The organism is Acinetobacter sp. ANC5681 (genome assembly GCF_023488045.1).
Classification (GTDB): domain Bacteria; phylum Pseudomonadota; class Gammaproteobacteria; order Pseudomonadales; family Moraxellaceae; genus Acinetobacter.
The window spans coordinates 1-12,316 of record NZ_JAMFKZ010000041.1; the positions used below are offsets into that span (position 1 = coordinate 1).

At 39.3% G+C, this 12,316-nt stretch carries 14 protein-coding genes, 2 tRNA genes, 1 pseudogene and 1 CRISPR repeat array; of the genes and pseudogenes, 9 read left to right on the top strand and 8 right to left on the bottom strand.

All coding sequences use genetic code 11. From position 1 onward, the window contains the following. Positions 1 to 325: 325 nt before the first annotated feature. On the bottom strand, positions 326 to 1,894 hold the full coding sequence (guaA, locus tag M5121_RS14480) for a glutamine-hydrolyzing GMP synthase (RefSeq protein ID WP_005155336.1): 1,569 nt from the start codon (positions 1,892 to 1,894) through the stop codon (positions 326 to 328). Positions 1,895 to 2,336: 442 nt separating this feature from the next. On the opposite strand from guaA, the gene M5121_RS14485 reads away from it, so the two are divergent. Further along, positions 2,337 to 3,563, top strand: a complete 1,227-nt coding sequence (locus tag M5121_RS14485; protein WP_249571581.1) for a DUF445 domain-containing protein — start codon at positions 2,337 to 2,339, stop codon at positions 3,561 to 3,563. Positions 3,564 to 3,626: 63 nt separating this feature from the next. Here the strand turns inward: M5121_RS14485 and M5121_RS14490 are convergent. Further along, positions 3,627 to 3,842, bottom strand: a pseudogene (locus tag M5121_RS14490) (DoxX family protein); the annotation flags it as partial. A 253-nt stretch (positions 3,843 to 4,095) separates the two neighbouring features. Between M5121_RS14490 and M5121_RS14495 the strand changes: the two are divergent. Next, positions 4,096 to 4,734, top strand: a complete 639-nt coding sequence (locus M5121_RS14495) for a DedA family protein (protein ID WP_249571576.1) — start codon at positions 4,096 to 4,098, stop codon at positions 4,732 to 4,734. Position 4,735: 1 nt separating this feature from the next. Here M5121_RS14495 and M5121_RS14500 read toward each other — a convergent pair whose 3' ends face one another. From M5121_RS14500 to M5121_RS14520, 5 genes are all read right to left on the bottom strand, one after another. Continuing rightward, positions 4,736 to 5,326 carry a LysE family transporter gene (locus M5121_RS14500; protein ID WP_249571577.1) on the bottom strand — a complete coding sequence of 197 codons (591 nt, stop codon included), beginning with the start codon at positions 5,324 to 5,326 and terminating at the stop codon, positions 4,736 to 4,738. A gap of 209 nt (positions 5,327 to 5,535) precedes the next feature. Then, positions 5,536 to 5,928, bottom strand: a complete 393-nt coding sequence (locus M5121_RS14505; protein ID WP_087536701.1) for a hypothetical protein — start codon at positions 5,926 to 5,928, stop codon at positions 5,536 to 5,538. Positions 5,929 to 5,937: 9 nt separating this feature from the next. Beyond that, on the bottom strand, positions 5,938 to 6,780 hold the full coding sequence (locus M5121_RS14510; RefSeq protein ID WP_004665257.1) for a ParA family protein: 843 nt from the start codon (positions 6,778 to 6,780) through the stop codon (positions 5,938 to 5,940). 80 nt (positions 6,781 to 6,860) lie between these two features. Next, positions 6,861 to 7,253 (bottom strand): SirB2 family protein, encoded by a 393-nt coding sequence (locus M5121_RS14515; protein ID WP_005155351.1) that lies wholly within the window; start codon positions 7,251 to 7,253, stop codon positions 6,861 to 6,863. A 9-nt stretch (positions 7,254 to 7,262) separates the two neighbouring features. Continuing rightward, positions 7,263 to 7,571, bottom strand: coding sequence for a BolA family protein (locus M5121_RS14520; RefSeq protein WP_004665260.1), 309 nt, complete (start codon positions 7,569 to 7,571; stop codon positions 7,263 to 7,265). Positions 7,572 to 7,760: 189 nt separating this feature from the next. On the opposite strand from M5121_RS14520, the gene M5121_RS14525 reads away from it, so the two are divergent. Then, positions 7,761 to 7,836, top strand: a tRNA-Gly gene (locus M5121_RS14525). A gap of 45 nt (positions 7,837 to 7,881) precedes the next feature. Continuing rightward, positions 7,882 to 7,957 (top strand) — tRNA-Gly (locus M5121_RS14530). Between the two features lie 334 nt (positions 7,958 to 8,291). Here the strand turns inward: M5121_RS14530 and M5121_RS14535 are convergent. Beyond that, positions 8,292 to 8,519 carry a helix-turn-helix domain-containing protein gene (locus M5121_RS14535; RefSeq protein ID WP_000587224.1) on the bottom strand — a complete coding sequence of 76 codons (228 nt, stop codon included), beginning with the start codon at positions 8,517 to 8,519 and terminating at the stop codon, positions 8,292 to 8,294. Positions 8,520 to 8,631: 112 nt separating this feature from the next. On the opposite strand from M5121_RS14535, the gene M5121_RS14540 reads away from it, so the two are divergent. From M5121_RS14540 to M5121_RS14560, 5 genes are all read left to right on the top strand, one after another. Further along, the gene (locus M5121_RS14540; RefSeq protein ID WP_000122748.1) at positions 8,632 to 8,841 is read left to right on the top strand and encodes a hypothetical protein; all 210 of its coding nucleotides are present in this window, start codon (positions 8,632 to 8,634) and stop codon (positions 8,839 to 8,841) included. Positions 8,842 to 8,860: 19 nt separating this feature from the next. Continuing rightward, positions 8,861 to 10,042: a site-specific integrase gene (locus M5121_RS14545; RefSeq protein ID WP_045126953.1), complete on the top strand. Its 1,182-nt coding sequence runs from the start codon at positions 8,861 to 8,863 to the stop codon at positions 10,040 to 10,042. Then, entirely contained in the window at positions 10,035 to 10,286 is a 252-nt protein-coding gene (locus tag M5121_RS14550; protein ID WP_249571578.1) for a hypothetical protein, read from the top strand. The genes M5121_RS14545 and M5121_RS14550 overlap by 8 nt, the downstream gene beginning before the upstream one ends. 65 nt (positions 10,287 to 10,351) lie before the next feature. Continuing rightward, positions 10,352 to 10,894 carry a DUF1376 domain-containing protein gene (locus M5121_RS14555; protein WP_249571579.1) on the top strand — a complete coding sequence of 181 codons (543 nt, stop codon included), beginning with the start codon at positions 10,352 to 10,354 and terminating at the stop codon, positions 10,892 to 10,894. A gap of 10 nt (positions 10,895 to 10,904) precedes the next feature. Beyond that, entirely contained in the window at positions 10,905 to 11,651 is a 747-nt protein-coding gene (locus M5121_RS14560) for an ATP-binding protein (protein ID WP_249571580.1), read from the top strand. 104 nt (positions 11,652 to 11,755) lie between these two features. After that, positions 11,756 to 12,263: direct repeats of the CRISPR family, unit length 28 nt; unit sequence TTTCTAAGCTGCCTATACGGCAGTGAAC. Positions 12,264 to 12,316 lie beyond the last annotated feature (53 nt).

A 12,316-nucleotide genomic window follows, 5' to 3' on the forward strand; every position in this document is an offset into this window, starting at 1 on the left:
CTGTTTCTTGCTCATGGTAAACTCCTAATGAGTATGTATAGTTTACCAAGTTAAACCCTCCTGTTTTTTAAGCACACATCAACTGTATTAGATTCTTTCCATTTTCCATTCTTATATTTTTCTGTTCATCATTAAGCCTTAGATGAGAAACAACTTGCTCTAATGCTTCCTGATTAGAAATTTGATCTTTCCTATTTTGCAATACGTAAACTAATGGTTTCATTAAATCATAATGGGTATACATAACTGCTCTTATATCTTATTCATTTTTAAATTATACAAAAAAGGACGCTTTCGCGTCCCTTTTTAACAACTTTGAAGAAAATTACTCCCATTCAATCGTTGCTGGTGGCTTAGATGACACATCGTAAACAACACGAGAAACATCTTTGATTTCGTTCATGATACGCGTTGAGATTTTATCAACCAAATCATACGGTAAATGTGCAAAACGAGCTGTCATAAAGTCAACTGTTTCAACCGCACGAAGCGCAATCACCCATGCATAACGGCGACCATCACCAACGACACCCACCGATTTTACAGGTTGGAATACCGCAAATGCTTGCGCAGTTTTATCATACCAACCGCTTGCACGAAGCTCTTGCATAAAGATGTCATCTGCAAGACGTAAAATGTCTGCATATTCTTTCTTCACTTCACCCAAAATACGCACACCTAAACCTGGACCTGGGAATGGGTGACGATAAAGCATTTCATGTGGTAAACCTAAAGTTGTACCTAGACGGCGTACTTCATCTTTAAACAAATCACGAATCGGCTCAACCAATTCAAAAGCTAAATCATCAGGTAAACCACCTACGTTATGGTGTGATTTAATCACATGTGCTTTACCATTTTTGGTTGCAGCAGATTCGATCACGTCTGGGTAAATCGTACCTTGTGCAAGGAAATTTACGCCATCAAGTTTACGTGCTTCTTCAGCAAATACTTCGATGAATTCACGACCAATAATTTTACGTTTTTTCTCAGGATCAACTTCACCCGCTAACGCCGTTAAGAAACGCTGTTCAGCATCAGCACGAATCACACGGATACCCATGTTTTTCGCAAACATGTCCATCACTTGTTCACCTTCGTTTAAACGAAGTAAACCATTGTCTACAAATACGCAAGTCAACTGATCGCCAATCGCACGGTGTAAAAGTGCAGCAACAACAGAAGAATCAACACCACCAGAAAGACCTAACAGAACTTTTTGATCACCAATTTGCTCACGTAATTGTTCAACACGCAAGTCGATGATGTTTTCAGAATTCCAGAGATTACGGCATCCACAAATCCCATGCACAAAGTTCGATAATAACTCTGCGCCTTTCGCCGTATGGGTCACTTCAGGGTGAAATTGAACACCATAGAAACGACGTGCTTCATCACTTACCGCGGCAAATGGACAGCTTGGTGTGCTTGCAGTAACAGAGAAACCTTCAGGAATCACACTGACTTTATCGCCATGACTCATCCAAACATTAAGCTTGTCGTCACCATCATTGAGATCACCCAACAATTGATCACGTACCAATACATCAACAGCAGCATAACCAAATTCGTGAACTGTACCTGGTTCTACTTTACCACCAAGCTGTTCAGACATGGTTTGTAAGCCATAGCAAATACCCAATACTGGTACACCAAGTTCAAATACAACTTGTGGCGCACGTGGACTACCTTCTTCATGTACGCTCTCAGGACCACCTGACAAAATAATCCCGTTCGGATTAAACGCACGAATGTCTTCTTCAGACATATCGAAAGCATACATTTCAGAATAAACACCCGCTTCACGTACGCGACGTGCAATCAGCTGGCTATATTGAGAGCCGAAATCCAAAATAAGGATACGATCTTCAGTAATTTGAGTATTGGTCGTCATGGCTAAACATTAAAGGCAAATGAATTAAGCGCCATATTCTAACATTTTTCACGCTTTGGCGCACCGCAATTCATCATCTATCTTATTTTTTAGCATGTATGATCAATTGCGACTGATATTTAAACTAAAATTCCCCAAGCACGTGTTGGAAAAGAGAATTAAATCAACAATTCTTGCTGATTCCGATCAACAAAAAGCAAAAATTGGTGCTAAGATGATGAGTCGAAAATATGCATTACCACGGAAAGGTATGCAGTCGGCATCAGCGTTTCCTTTTTGTGCGACTGCACTATCCTTGGAAAGAGGAAAATAAAAAGGTAACTAAAAGCCTAAAAGATATTGGCTCAGTCAATATTGTAAAATATTTCACTATCATCTATGGCTTGCCCTATCACGAGCAACAATTAGGACTTGAAGGACCAATAAAATAATGTTTCAAGAAATGATTGCGGATTTTCAACAGAATTTCTGGTTATATATTTCGATCCCATTTATTAGTGGCTTTATTGGCTATGTAACGAAAGTTATTGCCATTCAAATGATGTTTGCACCACTTGAATTTAAGGGACTCAGGTTATTTGGTCTTCCAATCGGATGGCAAGGCATCGTCCCGCGAAAAGCTGAAAAAATGGCGACCATAGCCGTTGAGTTAATGACCTCAAAGTTAATTCAGCCCCAAGAAATTTTTGCCAGACTGGATCCGAAAAGGATTGCTCAAGAAATTGAAAAACCATTAATGGCTGCTGCCGAAGACATTACCCGTGAAGTTGCACAACAATATCAACCGGGTTTATGGGAAGGTATGCCTGAGTTCGCACGAAAGAAATTAATTAAGCGAGTTCAAGCCAAAGCCCCTGAGATTGTTGAACATATCATGGGCGAAGTGCAAAAAGATGTGATCAAATACTTTGACATCAAACACATGGTGATTAGCAATCTCCTCAAAGATAAGCGTCTTCTCAACGAAATTTTCAAAAAAGTCGGTAAGCAAGAGTTTAAATTCTTTAGTAATGTCGGCTTTGTCTTTGGTTTTGCGATCGGTGTTGTACAAATGTTGTGTTGGGTGGTCACTCAAGGAAAATATCCTTGGATGCTGCCAATGTTCGGTGGTTTTGTCGGCTTTTTCAGTGACTGGATGGCTTTACAAATGATGTTTAGACCATTGTACCCAAAGAAGATTTTGGGCTACACATGGCAAGGTTTGTTCATCAAGCGTCAAAATGAAGTCGCGGCAGACTATGCAGCGCTCATTTCTAAACAATTACTCACATCCCGTAATATGATGGAAGAGCTTTTCTCTGGAACAAATTCAGATAAAGTCATCGAACTTGTCAGTCGCCATGTCAAACAAGAAATTGACCTACAGGCAGGTATTGTTCGTCCATTGGTTGTTTATGCGATTGGTGGTGAAAAATATCAAAATCTGAAAGCAGAAGTTGCCGAACGTATTTTAAAACAACTTCCAGAGACGATGCGCTATGTTGAGTCTTATGCCGAAGATGCCATGGATGTTCGCACGACTTTAGTCGAACGAATGCAAAAATTAAGCCCTGAAGAATTTGAAGGTATGCTCCGCCCTGCATTTAAAGAAGATGAATGGTCATTGATCATTGTTGGCGCAGTACTAGGTTTCCTTGTTGGGGAAATGCAAATTCACTTTATGCTCTAAAGCAATACCATCAGAATCAAACAAGGAAGCTAAGGCTTCCTTTTTTATATCAATTGAAGTTATTTAATGGGTATGGGTAACCTTTTCAATTGCGTGGCCAAGGCTCAAACGGCCTGCGCCATGCAGCATTAAATAAAACAGGCCACCTGACATGGCCAGATTTTTCATAAAGTTGATGTGTTGCGCCTGATCATCGGCACTGTGGAAGATAAATGCAGTGATAATGCTGAAAATAGCCAGTCCAAAGGCTGCAAAGCGTGCCTGAAAACCAAATAACAACATTCGGATTAAACATGATCAGTTCCATACTGTTTAATTTTTAACATGACACCAGTGTAGAAATATTTTATTTTGCAATAAACAGCATATTTTTGAATACATCATTCCATATTTGCAACAAAAAAGTCTTTTTAGCCGCATCCGCACTATTTTTCAACCACATTGTAAAGTTACCAATTATTTTGCTTTTTATACTGACTTTCCCCAGAGGCACTGCTACGATTTAGCTCAAATTCATACTGTTAACAGCTTCATGGAACTTATTGATTTTATTCTGCACGTTGATGAACACCTTTTAGAATTTATTACCAATTATGGCATCTGGATTTATGCCATTCTGTTTTTAATTATCTTTGTTGAAACTGGTCTCGTAGTGATGCCTTTTTTACCCGGAGATAGCTTATTATTTGCTGCGGGTGCACTGGCAGCATCAACTGGTGCGATGGATCCGTGGGTACTCGGTATTTTATTATTTATTGCCGCAGTATTAGGTGATACCGTAAATTACCATATTGGGCGTTATATCGGCCCACGTGTATTCGAAATGAATTTACGATTCATCAATCAACAACATTTACTCAAAACACAGCAGTTCTTCCAACGTCATGGCGGTAAAACCATTATTTTTGCCCGCTTTGTTCCGTTTGCACGTACCTTTGCACCATTTGTGGCAGGTGCAGGCAGTATGAATTATAAATTTTTCCTCACCTATAACGTAATTGGTGCTTTTTGTTGGATCGCATCATTTATTACGTTAGGTTATATCTTTGGTAATATGCCAATCGTTAAAGATAACTTCACCCATTTAATTTTTGGCATTATTATCATCAGTATCTTGCCGGGCGTTATTGGTTTTGTTCGGCAAAAACTCAATGAGCGTAAAGCTCAATAAATTAAAATAATCGAAAAATCATAGGCAACATACAGATCAGTAATAACATTGCCGACCCTTTATATAAATGGTCGGCTGTAATTCCATTGAAACTCCCAACCAAAAGTGCTCGTCCGAAGTACATCCAAAAAATACTTACAGGGATTAAAATCACACTAAAAATTGCAAAAACCAGCACTGCATTTTCAATCGAATTCCATGTTTCAACAGGAAAAATACCTGCCGCTAAAAGCACTGTTTTTGGATTTTTTAAAGTAGCGCTAAACAATTTTGTCTTACGTATCTTCTGATGGCGTTGATCATATTTTTGCAAATGCGCACTTTTCCAAAGATGAAATGCCATCCAAAGTACCACTGCTAAACTCACCGTATGTAAAATCACATCTAAAACTGGCCAAATCGGCTCAAAGAGATGAATAAATAATGCCCACAAACTTATGCCATATACATATCCCAACCATTCAATTGGAATGAAGATTATCGTCTTAAAAGCGCCTTGTTGATGAGTTGCACTGGCGAGCAATGCATTGGTTGGACCGGGTATTAATAACACCGCCAACATCGCCAAAACAAAAAACCAACTTTCAATCATAGACAGACCAGATGACAAAATATGCTCGTCACCTTAAACGAATTTGAAGCAAAAAAACAAATTTAGAGGAGAAAATTAGGCTATAAAAATTAAAGAAATGAATATAAATATTATTAAGATATTGTTTTATATATTTTTATCTTGAAATATTTTGCTAAAATTTAGTTATTTATCACTGTAGTAAATTACAGTGATAAATGAATTTCAACTTATGATTTTGAACGTGGCTTGACCACAATTGCACAACCTTTGAACTGTGCAGCTTGCACAATTGCATCCTGCTGACCTAATAAGTTAGCGAGCTCGGTGTTCTTGGTGTTCATCGACTGGCCCATATTTAATGAGATTGTTGGCGAAATTCCCCAACCACCGCCTCTTGCCCAACCACCACCAAGTCCAATACCGACACCAACCCCAGTACGTTTAGGTGTCTGCACACCATTATCGATGTATTGTTGAATACGGTTATATTCAGCTTGCAACTGTTGGCAGTTTAAAGCTTGGTACTGAGTTGGTGAAACATAAGACGGCTTAACCGTTGATGCGCAAGCACCTAATAACATACTGAGTGCTACCACAGGCATCCAATATAAGCGTTTCATAAGATTCTCTTATTTTTTTGATTCAATCTCACCAAATAAAGTGACGTAAGCTAAGGTCAACTTATGTTCTGATGCCAAGTGAATCAAGGGTAAATTCTTTTGATGTGATTCTTTCATCAACACGGATGGCGGTAACATGCTTTCTAAAACAGGCAAACCTTCATCTTTTAATTGCTGAACCACTTCACGCGGTAACTTTGCTTGAGACTGGAATTGATTTACGACGATTCCTTCAATCTCCAAGCGATCATTATGATCATCTTGGGTTTCGAGTACATTTTCAATCAAAGTTTGTAACGCGCGTTTCGAGAAGACATCACAATCGAAAGGAATCAATACTCGGTCTGCTGAAATTAATGCTGATAACGTAAAAAAGTTAAACGCTGGAGGAGTATCAATAAAAATACGGTCATAACGCGCACTCAGGGACTGAATCGAGTCGCGTAACTTATAAATTTTGTGCTTACTTTCTAATGCATGCTCCAAAGCACCAAGACTTGGGCTTGCAGGAATCACATCCAAGTTTTCAAAAGATGAGCGATGAACGTAACTTTCTAAACCCTTACCACGTGGTGCTTTCAAAATTGAACCAATTGCATTACCAATCAGGCCCTTTTGCTGCGTGCTTCCCAAAATATCTTCAAAGAAGTTTTCAATGTTTGGCTCTAATGCTGCTTTGTCTGCAGAATATGTTGCATCTTCACCTAAAAGGTACTGGCTTGAATTTGCTTGTGGATCAAGATCAATCACCAAAGTTCTTAAACCTTGCTTAGCACTAATTGCAGCTAAGTTGACTGTAATACTTGATTTCCCTACACCACCTTTTTGGTTAAATACCACACGAGTTAACATGATTTCCCTCTACAAGATTTTTGTAAACTGCACGCAGTTTAACCTAGTGCAAAAACAATTACTAAAACAATGTCAAACAATTACGCAAAAACAGGTTTAATGATGACTAAGCCAATAATACCAACCAATGCCACTGTACCAACCAACAAACCTGCACGGCGCTGCTGTAACAACACGCTGTTATCTTTTTTATAAATTTTGATTAAAGATGACCAAAGTACAAAAAAGAGAATCACTTTGGCATAAAACCAAGGCGCGACCTCAAAGTTTTTCATCACCACTAAAATAGCACCTGTCACAATAATCAGCGTCAGTGATAAATGTTGTAAGCCAACGAGTGCTTTAAATCCCTTTGGATTTGGCTGCTGATCCTGAACACCAACAAATAAAGTTGCTGCACGAAAAACAAAAGCAATAATTAGCAAACTCACAGCGGACATATGAATAATTTTGGTGAGTAAATGTGCGTCCATGATCCATCCTTAACTTTTAGGTGCGTGTGCACATTCAGGACTGGCTGGCGCTTGACCTTGCCATTCACTAGGAACGTAAGCATGAATTGCTAAAGCATGAATTTTACCAGGACTCATCAGTTCAGCCGCCACAGCATAGATTTTTTGATGACGCTGTACTAAACGTAAACCCTGAAACTCCTCACTCACCACAATCACTTTAAAATGCGATTCTTTTCCTGGGAAATAGCCTCCATGTCCAGCCGACTCATTCAGTACCTCCAAATGGGTCGGTGTTAAGGTTTGCAAACGCTCAATCAACTGTTGCTCTAATTTCATCAGCCACTCTATAAAGTCAGATTGTGATAGTGCCTTAGTATACATGACCCTAGATGAAGAGAAAATTTTGTACAAAATTTTGCCTTTTAACTTTTTTAATCGCAGAAATGCTTTAATTTTATGCAATTAATTAATTTATTTGCATAAAGTTGTTGACCCTTGTTTTGCTTAATGTATTATAAGCGGCACGCGGGAATAGCTCAGTTGGTAGAGCATAACCTTGCCAAGGTTGGGGTCGCGAGTTCGAGTCTCGTTTCCCGCTCCAGTTTGGTTTTTTTAAGTGTAAGTTTTAGTAAAAACTGCTCAATATGCGGGAATAGCTCAGTTGGTAGAGCATAACCTTGCCAAGGTTGGGGTCGCGAGTTCGAGTCTCGTTTCCCGCTCCAAATTTAAAAGGCCCTAGTCGAAAGATTAGGGCTTTTTTCTTGTTGATTTTATTATATTTTTGAAAATTCCGCCTTCCTTTGTGATTCAATTCAATAAAAAATATTCTTAATGTAATTTGTATTTTGTGACCAAGATGTGACCATGGCGTGCCCACGACAATAAAAATGGTCTTAATTGATCTCAAATGCTCTCATTCCATCTCTACTTTTTAGCCCTCTCAGAGCTTTTTTGGCTGTAAAAAACACCTAACTCTTTTCAAAGCACAGTGTTTTTTACCAATCGTTCAATAATTTGTGACCATTTTACTTTTTGATGTGACCATTTGTGACCAAACTAATCATTATCATTTTGATTATTATCAATTTTCTTAAAAATCAATAAATCACCCACTCCCACATCTAATGCAATACAAATTTTATCAATGGTTTCAAAATCAATCCGTACAGATTCATCATTATAAAGTTTGTGCAAAGTAGATTTATTAATTCCAGTACTTCTTACCAAATCAGCAACCTTAAGTTTCCTTTCTGCTAATAAAACTGCCAAGTTTGAAATAATCATAAAATTTCCTACTTAAATCATAAAAAGTACTTGCAACAACATAAAAATATGATAATTTATGTCTTAGGAATAATTTTTCCTAGTTACCTAGTAAAAAATATGAGGCTCTATTATGTCATATACCTATCTCACAGCCCAGCAACTGGCTGAAAAAATCCAGTACGACGCTCGTACTATTCGCAACCAGCTAAAGGACAGTGTCTTTATCGAAGGTGTTCACTACATCCGTCCTTTTGGTGGCCGCAAAATTCTTTTTGTTTGGGAACGCATTGAAACTGAAATGCTTAAATTCACTGGTTTAAGCATGGATGCCCTGCAATAAGGCTTAGGAGGTTTAACTGATGGCTACCATCCGGGAACGAAGTGGCAAACTGATTGCCGACTTTCGCTACATGGGCATTCGTTGCAGAGAAACAACCAATCTTGAAGACAATGCTTATAACCGACGCATTTTGAAAAAACGTCTCGAACAGCTTGAAGCTGAAATTACTTTGGGAACCTTTGAATACGAAAAGTACTTTCCAAAAAGTAACCGTGTTGAGGAGTTTAAGGAAAAAAGAAGTCAGCAAATTGCTGTACAGACCAAAGTTCCTCTTTTTAAAGAGTTTACTGAATTGTGGTTAAAGCAGAAACAAGTTGAATGGAGAACCTCATATCAGCAAAAGGTTTCAATTGTGATCAAAAACTATTTGATTCCTGCTTTTGGTAATCAGGTTCTCTCGAAAATCAAGAAGTCAGACTTGCTGAACTTCCGTGCCTCTCTCGCCAAAGTGACACACGGAAAAGATCAAACAAGTCTGAAAGCATCGAGGATCAATCAAATCATGACGCCTTTACGTATGATACTCAATGATGCGGCTGAACGATACGAGTTTGAGTCGCCTTATAAAAATATTAACAATCTGAAGGAAAGCAAGATTGAAGTCACACCTTTTTCTCTGGAAGAGGTGCATAAAATTCTTACCACAGTGCGTGAAGACTTCCGCCCCTATTACACCATTCGCTTTTTTACGGGTATGCGCACCAGTGAAATCGATGGTCTGCAATGGAAAAATATCGACTTACAACGTCGGGAAATCCACATTCGTGAAGCATTAGTGAATGGTGTTCTTGGTGGAACCAAAACTTATGGTTCTGACCGTACCATCCAAATGAGTGATCGGGTTTATCAGGCCTTTCTGCAACAGAAAAGCCTCAACAACGGAAAATCGGACTTCGTCTTCTGCAACCGTGATGGTGGACCTCTCGATTACCGTCTGGTGAATAAACGTGTCTGGCATCCGATCTTGCGCTTTCTAGGATTGAAGTCTAGAAGAGCCTACCAAACACGTCATACAGCAGCAACTCTATGGCTGTCAGCAGGAGAAAATCCGGAATGGATCGCACGTCAATTGGGGCATTCAACGACTGAAATGCTATTCCGGGTCTATAGCCGTTACATCCCCAATGTTACGCGCCGCGATGGCAGTGCATTTGAAGCCATGCTGGAAAAACTAAATACAGAGGAGCTTACACATGAATAGTAAAGCTTTCTTTGGCGGTGTAGTCGTCAGTCCTGAAGCAGATTTGGTCGCTCGTGAACTCATTCATGAGTTTCACATTCCCAAACTGCACAATCTGGCCTTTTTGCTGGAAATCAATAAATGCTTCGATGACCACCAAGCATTGAGACTCTGGTTACAGCGAATGCTGGATGAAGGACAAGCTCATTACGATGACTTGGCTCAACAGACCCGTCTCCGCTTGATGAGTCTCGCTCACTCATAAAGCAAACATAAAAGGTCATCAAATCGATGACCTTAGCCCCTTTATACCTATAAAAAGGTCAACATATGAATAAAGATATTTCAATTTGGATGCCACTCTATATTGGCGACCTACAGGCGAAATTTGCACGAATGACAGCAGAACAAATTGGTGCGGCACTGCTGTTAATGATGGATTTCTGGAAAAATGGTGCCATTCCTCACGACCTAGCGACTGTATGTAGCATCACGAAATTACCGCAGCACACCAAGGCTAAAACTTTGTTAAATACGCTGATGGCCCTAGAATTGTTTGAAGTCGAGTCTGAGCAGATTCATTCAAATTTCTTAAGCAGTTTAAAAAGCCAGGCATTTCAAAATCAGCAAATGAAATCTGATAAAGCTAAAAATGCAGCTCAAGCACGTTGGGGGAAATCCGCTAGTAATGCTCAAGCATCAACCAAGCAACGAAAAGTAAATGCTCAAGCAACTCCTGAGAAGAGCTCGAGTATTACTCAAGCCATGCTTGAATCATGCCCTTCATCTTCATCTTCATCTTCATCTTCATCTTCATCTTCAAATTTTGAAGAAAAAAATGAGAGTTTTTTAGAAAATTCAAAGTGGATTTAGGAGATCAGTCATGAATACCATGCTTAAAACACTCCAGTTTCGCGCAGAAACAACGGAAACACTTTGCGCTACCCATCATATACCCCTGATAGAAATTGCAGGTCACAGGCTCTGTAAATTGTGTGCCAAAGAAACCGTCCATCACTCAAATGTAGCCTATGAGGATGAACTGCAACAGCGATTGCTAGAACAGAAAATCAAAAACTCAGGGCTCAATAAACGCTATCTGGACCGTGGCTTCAAGAATTTTGTAGTTGCATGTCCTGCTCAAGACAATGCCATCAAACTATGTCAGGCTTTTGCGCAGCAGATTATTTCTGGTCACAATCCGAACATGTTGATGATTGGTACACCGGGTACAGGTAAAACCCATCTGAGCGCATCAATTATTCGCAACATTCTGCATAACAGTACAAAGTCTGCACGCTACTATACCAGTGCAGAAATTGCTCAAAAAATGATGGATACCTGGTCAGATACTTCACGCTCTGAGAAAGAAGTCATCGACCATTTCTCCAGTTTTGATTTATTAGTGATTGATGAATATGGCCTGCATGACCGGCATGAAAAACGCCTAGAGATGGTACATAAGGTTCTATATAGCCGTTATGACAATATGAAATCTACCCTGCTGATTTCCAATTTCACAGTCCAAAATATGCAGCGGGATTTAGGTGTAAGATTATGGTCTCGGTTACATGAGAACCATTTGATTGTAGTGCCGTGTTATTGGGATGACCGACGAATTAGCGGATAATCGCAACTCTCACTTAAGCCAATTATCTCACTGAAATAATTGGCTTTTATTACAAGAATTATTTACAGAATATCTCGCTTGCATAAGTATAACTGAAAATAATACTTCTAAGCTGCCTATACGGCAGTGGACGGCATGTCTCAATCAGCATTAGCAAAAAAGGCTTTCTAAGCTGCCTATATGGCAGTGAACTTGTTGGTGTGTTATCAGGTGGAATAGTATCATTTCTAAGCTGCCTGTATGGCAGTGAACCTATACACCAGTAGAAACGTATTATTCAGCATTTTCTAAGCTGCCTGTATGGCAGTGAACTTTGAATCTGATGATTTTGAGCAAGAAAATCATTTCTAAGCTGCCTATACGGCAGTGAACTTATTGCTTTGGCAGATGAAAGAATTTGGCAATTTCTAAGCTGCCTATACGGCAGTGAACTTTGCTAGTTTAAAGGCTTCATTCGCTGCATTTTTCTAAGCTGCCTATACGGCAGTGAACCTCGGCTCCGTAGTGATGCTTTGACTCGTTCGTTTCTAAGCTGCCTATACGGCAGTGAACGTAGTACTTCTGACTTTTTAGTTGGTCCATTTTTTCTAAGCTGCCTATACGGCAGTGAACAATTACTTGGTGAAAGCTATAAGTTATCAGATTTTCTAAGCTGCCTATACGGC

Bases quoted from the DNA above. Each gene is read 5' to 3' on its own strand.
- M5121_RS14505 (WP_087536701.1), bottom strand. From the start codon at position 5,928: ATGAAACGCTTATATTGGATGCCTGTGGTAGCACTCAGTATGTTATTA.
- M5121_RS14535 (WP_000587224.1), bottom strand. From the start codon at position 8,519: ATGATTATTTCAAACTTGGCAGTTTTATTAGCAGAAAGGAAACTTAAG.
- M5121_RS14545 (WP_045126953.1), top strand. From the start codon at position 8,861: ATGGCTACCATCCGGGAACGAAGTGGCAAACTGATTGCCGACTTTCGC.
- M5121_RS14540 (WP_000122748.1), top strand. From the start codon at position 8,632: ATGTCATATACCTATCTCACAGCCCAGCAACTGGCTGAAAAAATCCAG.
- M5121_RS14495 (WP_249571576.1), top strand. From the start codon at position 4,096: ATGGAACTTATTGATTTTATTCTGCACGTTGATGAACACCTTTTAGAA.
- M5121_RS14515 (WP_005155351.1), bottom strand. From the start codon at position 7,253: ATGGACGCACATTTACTCACCAAAATTATTCATATGTCCGCTGTGAGT.
- M5121_RS14560 (WP_249571580.1), top strand. From the start codon at position 10,905: ATGAATACCATGCTTAAAACACTCCAGTTTCGCGCAGAAACAACGGAA.
- M5121_RS14510 (WP_004665257.1), bottom strand. From the start codon at position 6,780: ATGTTAACTCGTGTGGTATTTAACCAAAAAGGTGGTGTAGGGAAATCA.
- M5121_RS14550 (WP_249571578.1), top strand. From the start codon at position 10,035: ATGAATAGTAAAGCTTTCTTTGGCGGTGTAGTCGTCAGTCCTGAAGCA.
- M5121_RS14500 (WP_249571577.1), bottom strand. From the start codon at position 5,326: ATGATTGAAAGTTGGTTTTTTGTTTTGGCGATGTTGGCGGTGTTATTA.
- M5121_RS14555 (WP_249571579.1), top strand. From the start codon at position 10,352: ATGAATAAAGATATTTCAATTTGGATGCCACTCTATATTGGCGACCTA.
- guaA (WP_005155336.1), bottom strand. From the start codon at position 1,894: ATGACGACCAATACTCAAATTACTGAAGATCGTATCCTTATTTTGGAT.
- M5121_RS14520 (WP_004665260.1), bottom strand. From the start codon at position 7,571: ATGAAATTAGAGCAACAGTTGATTGAGCGTTTGCAAACCTTAACACCG.
- M5121_RS14485 (WP_249571581.1), top strand. From the start codon at position 2,337: ATGATTGCGGATTTTCAACAGAATTTCTGGTTATATATTTCGATCCCA.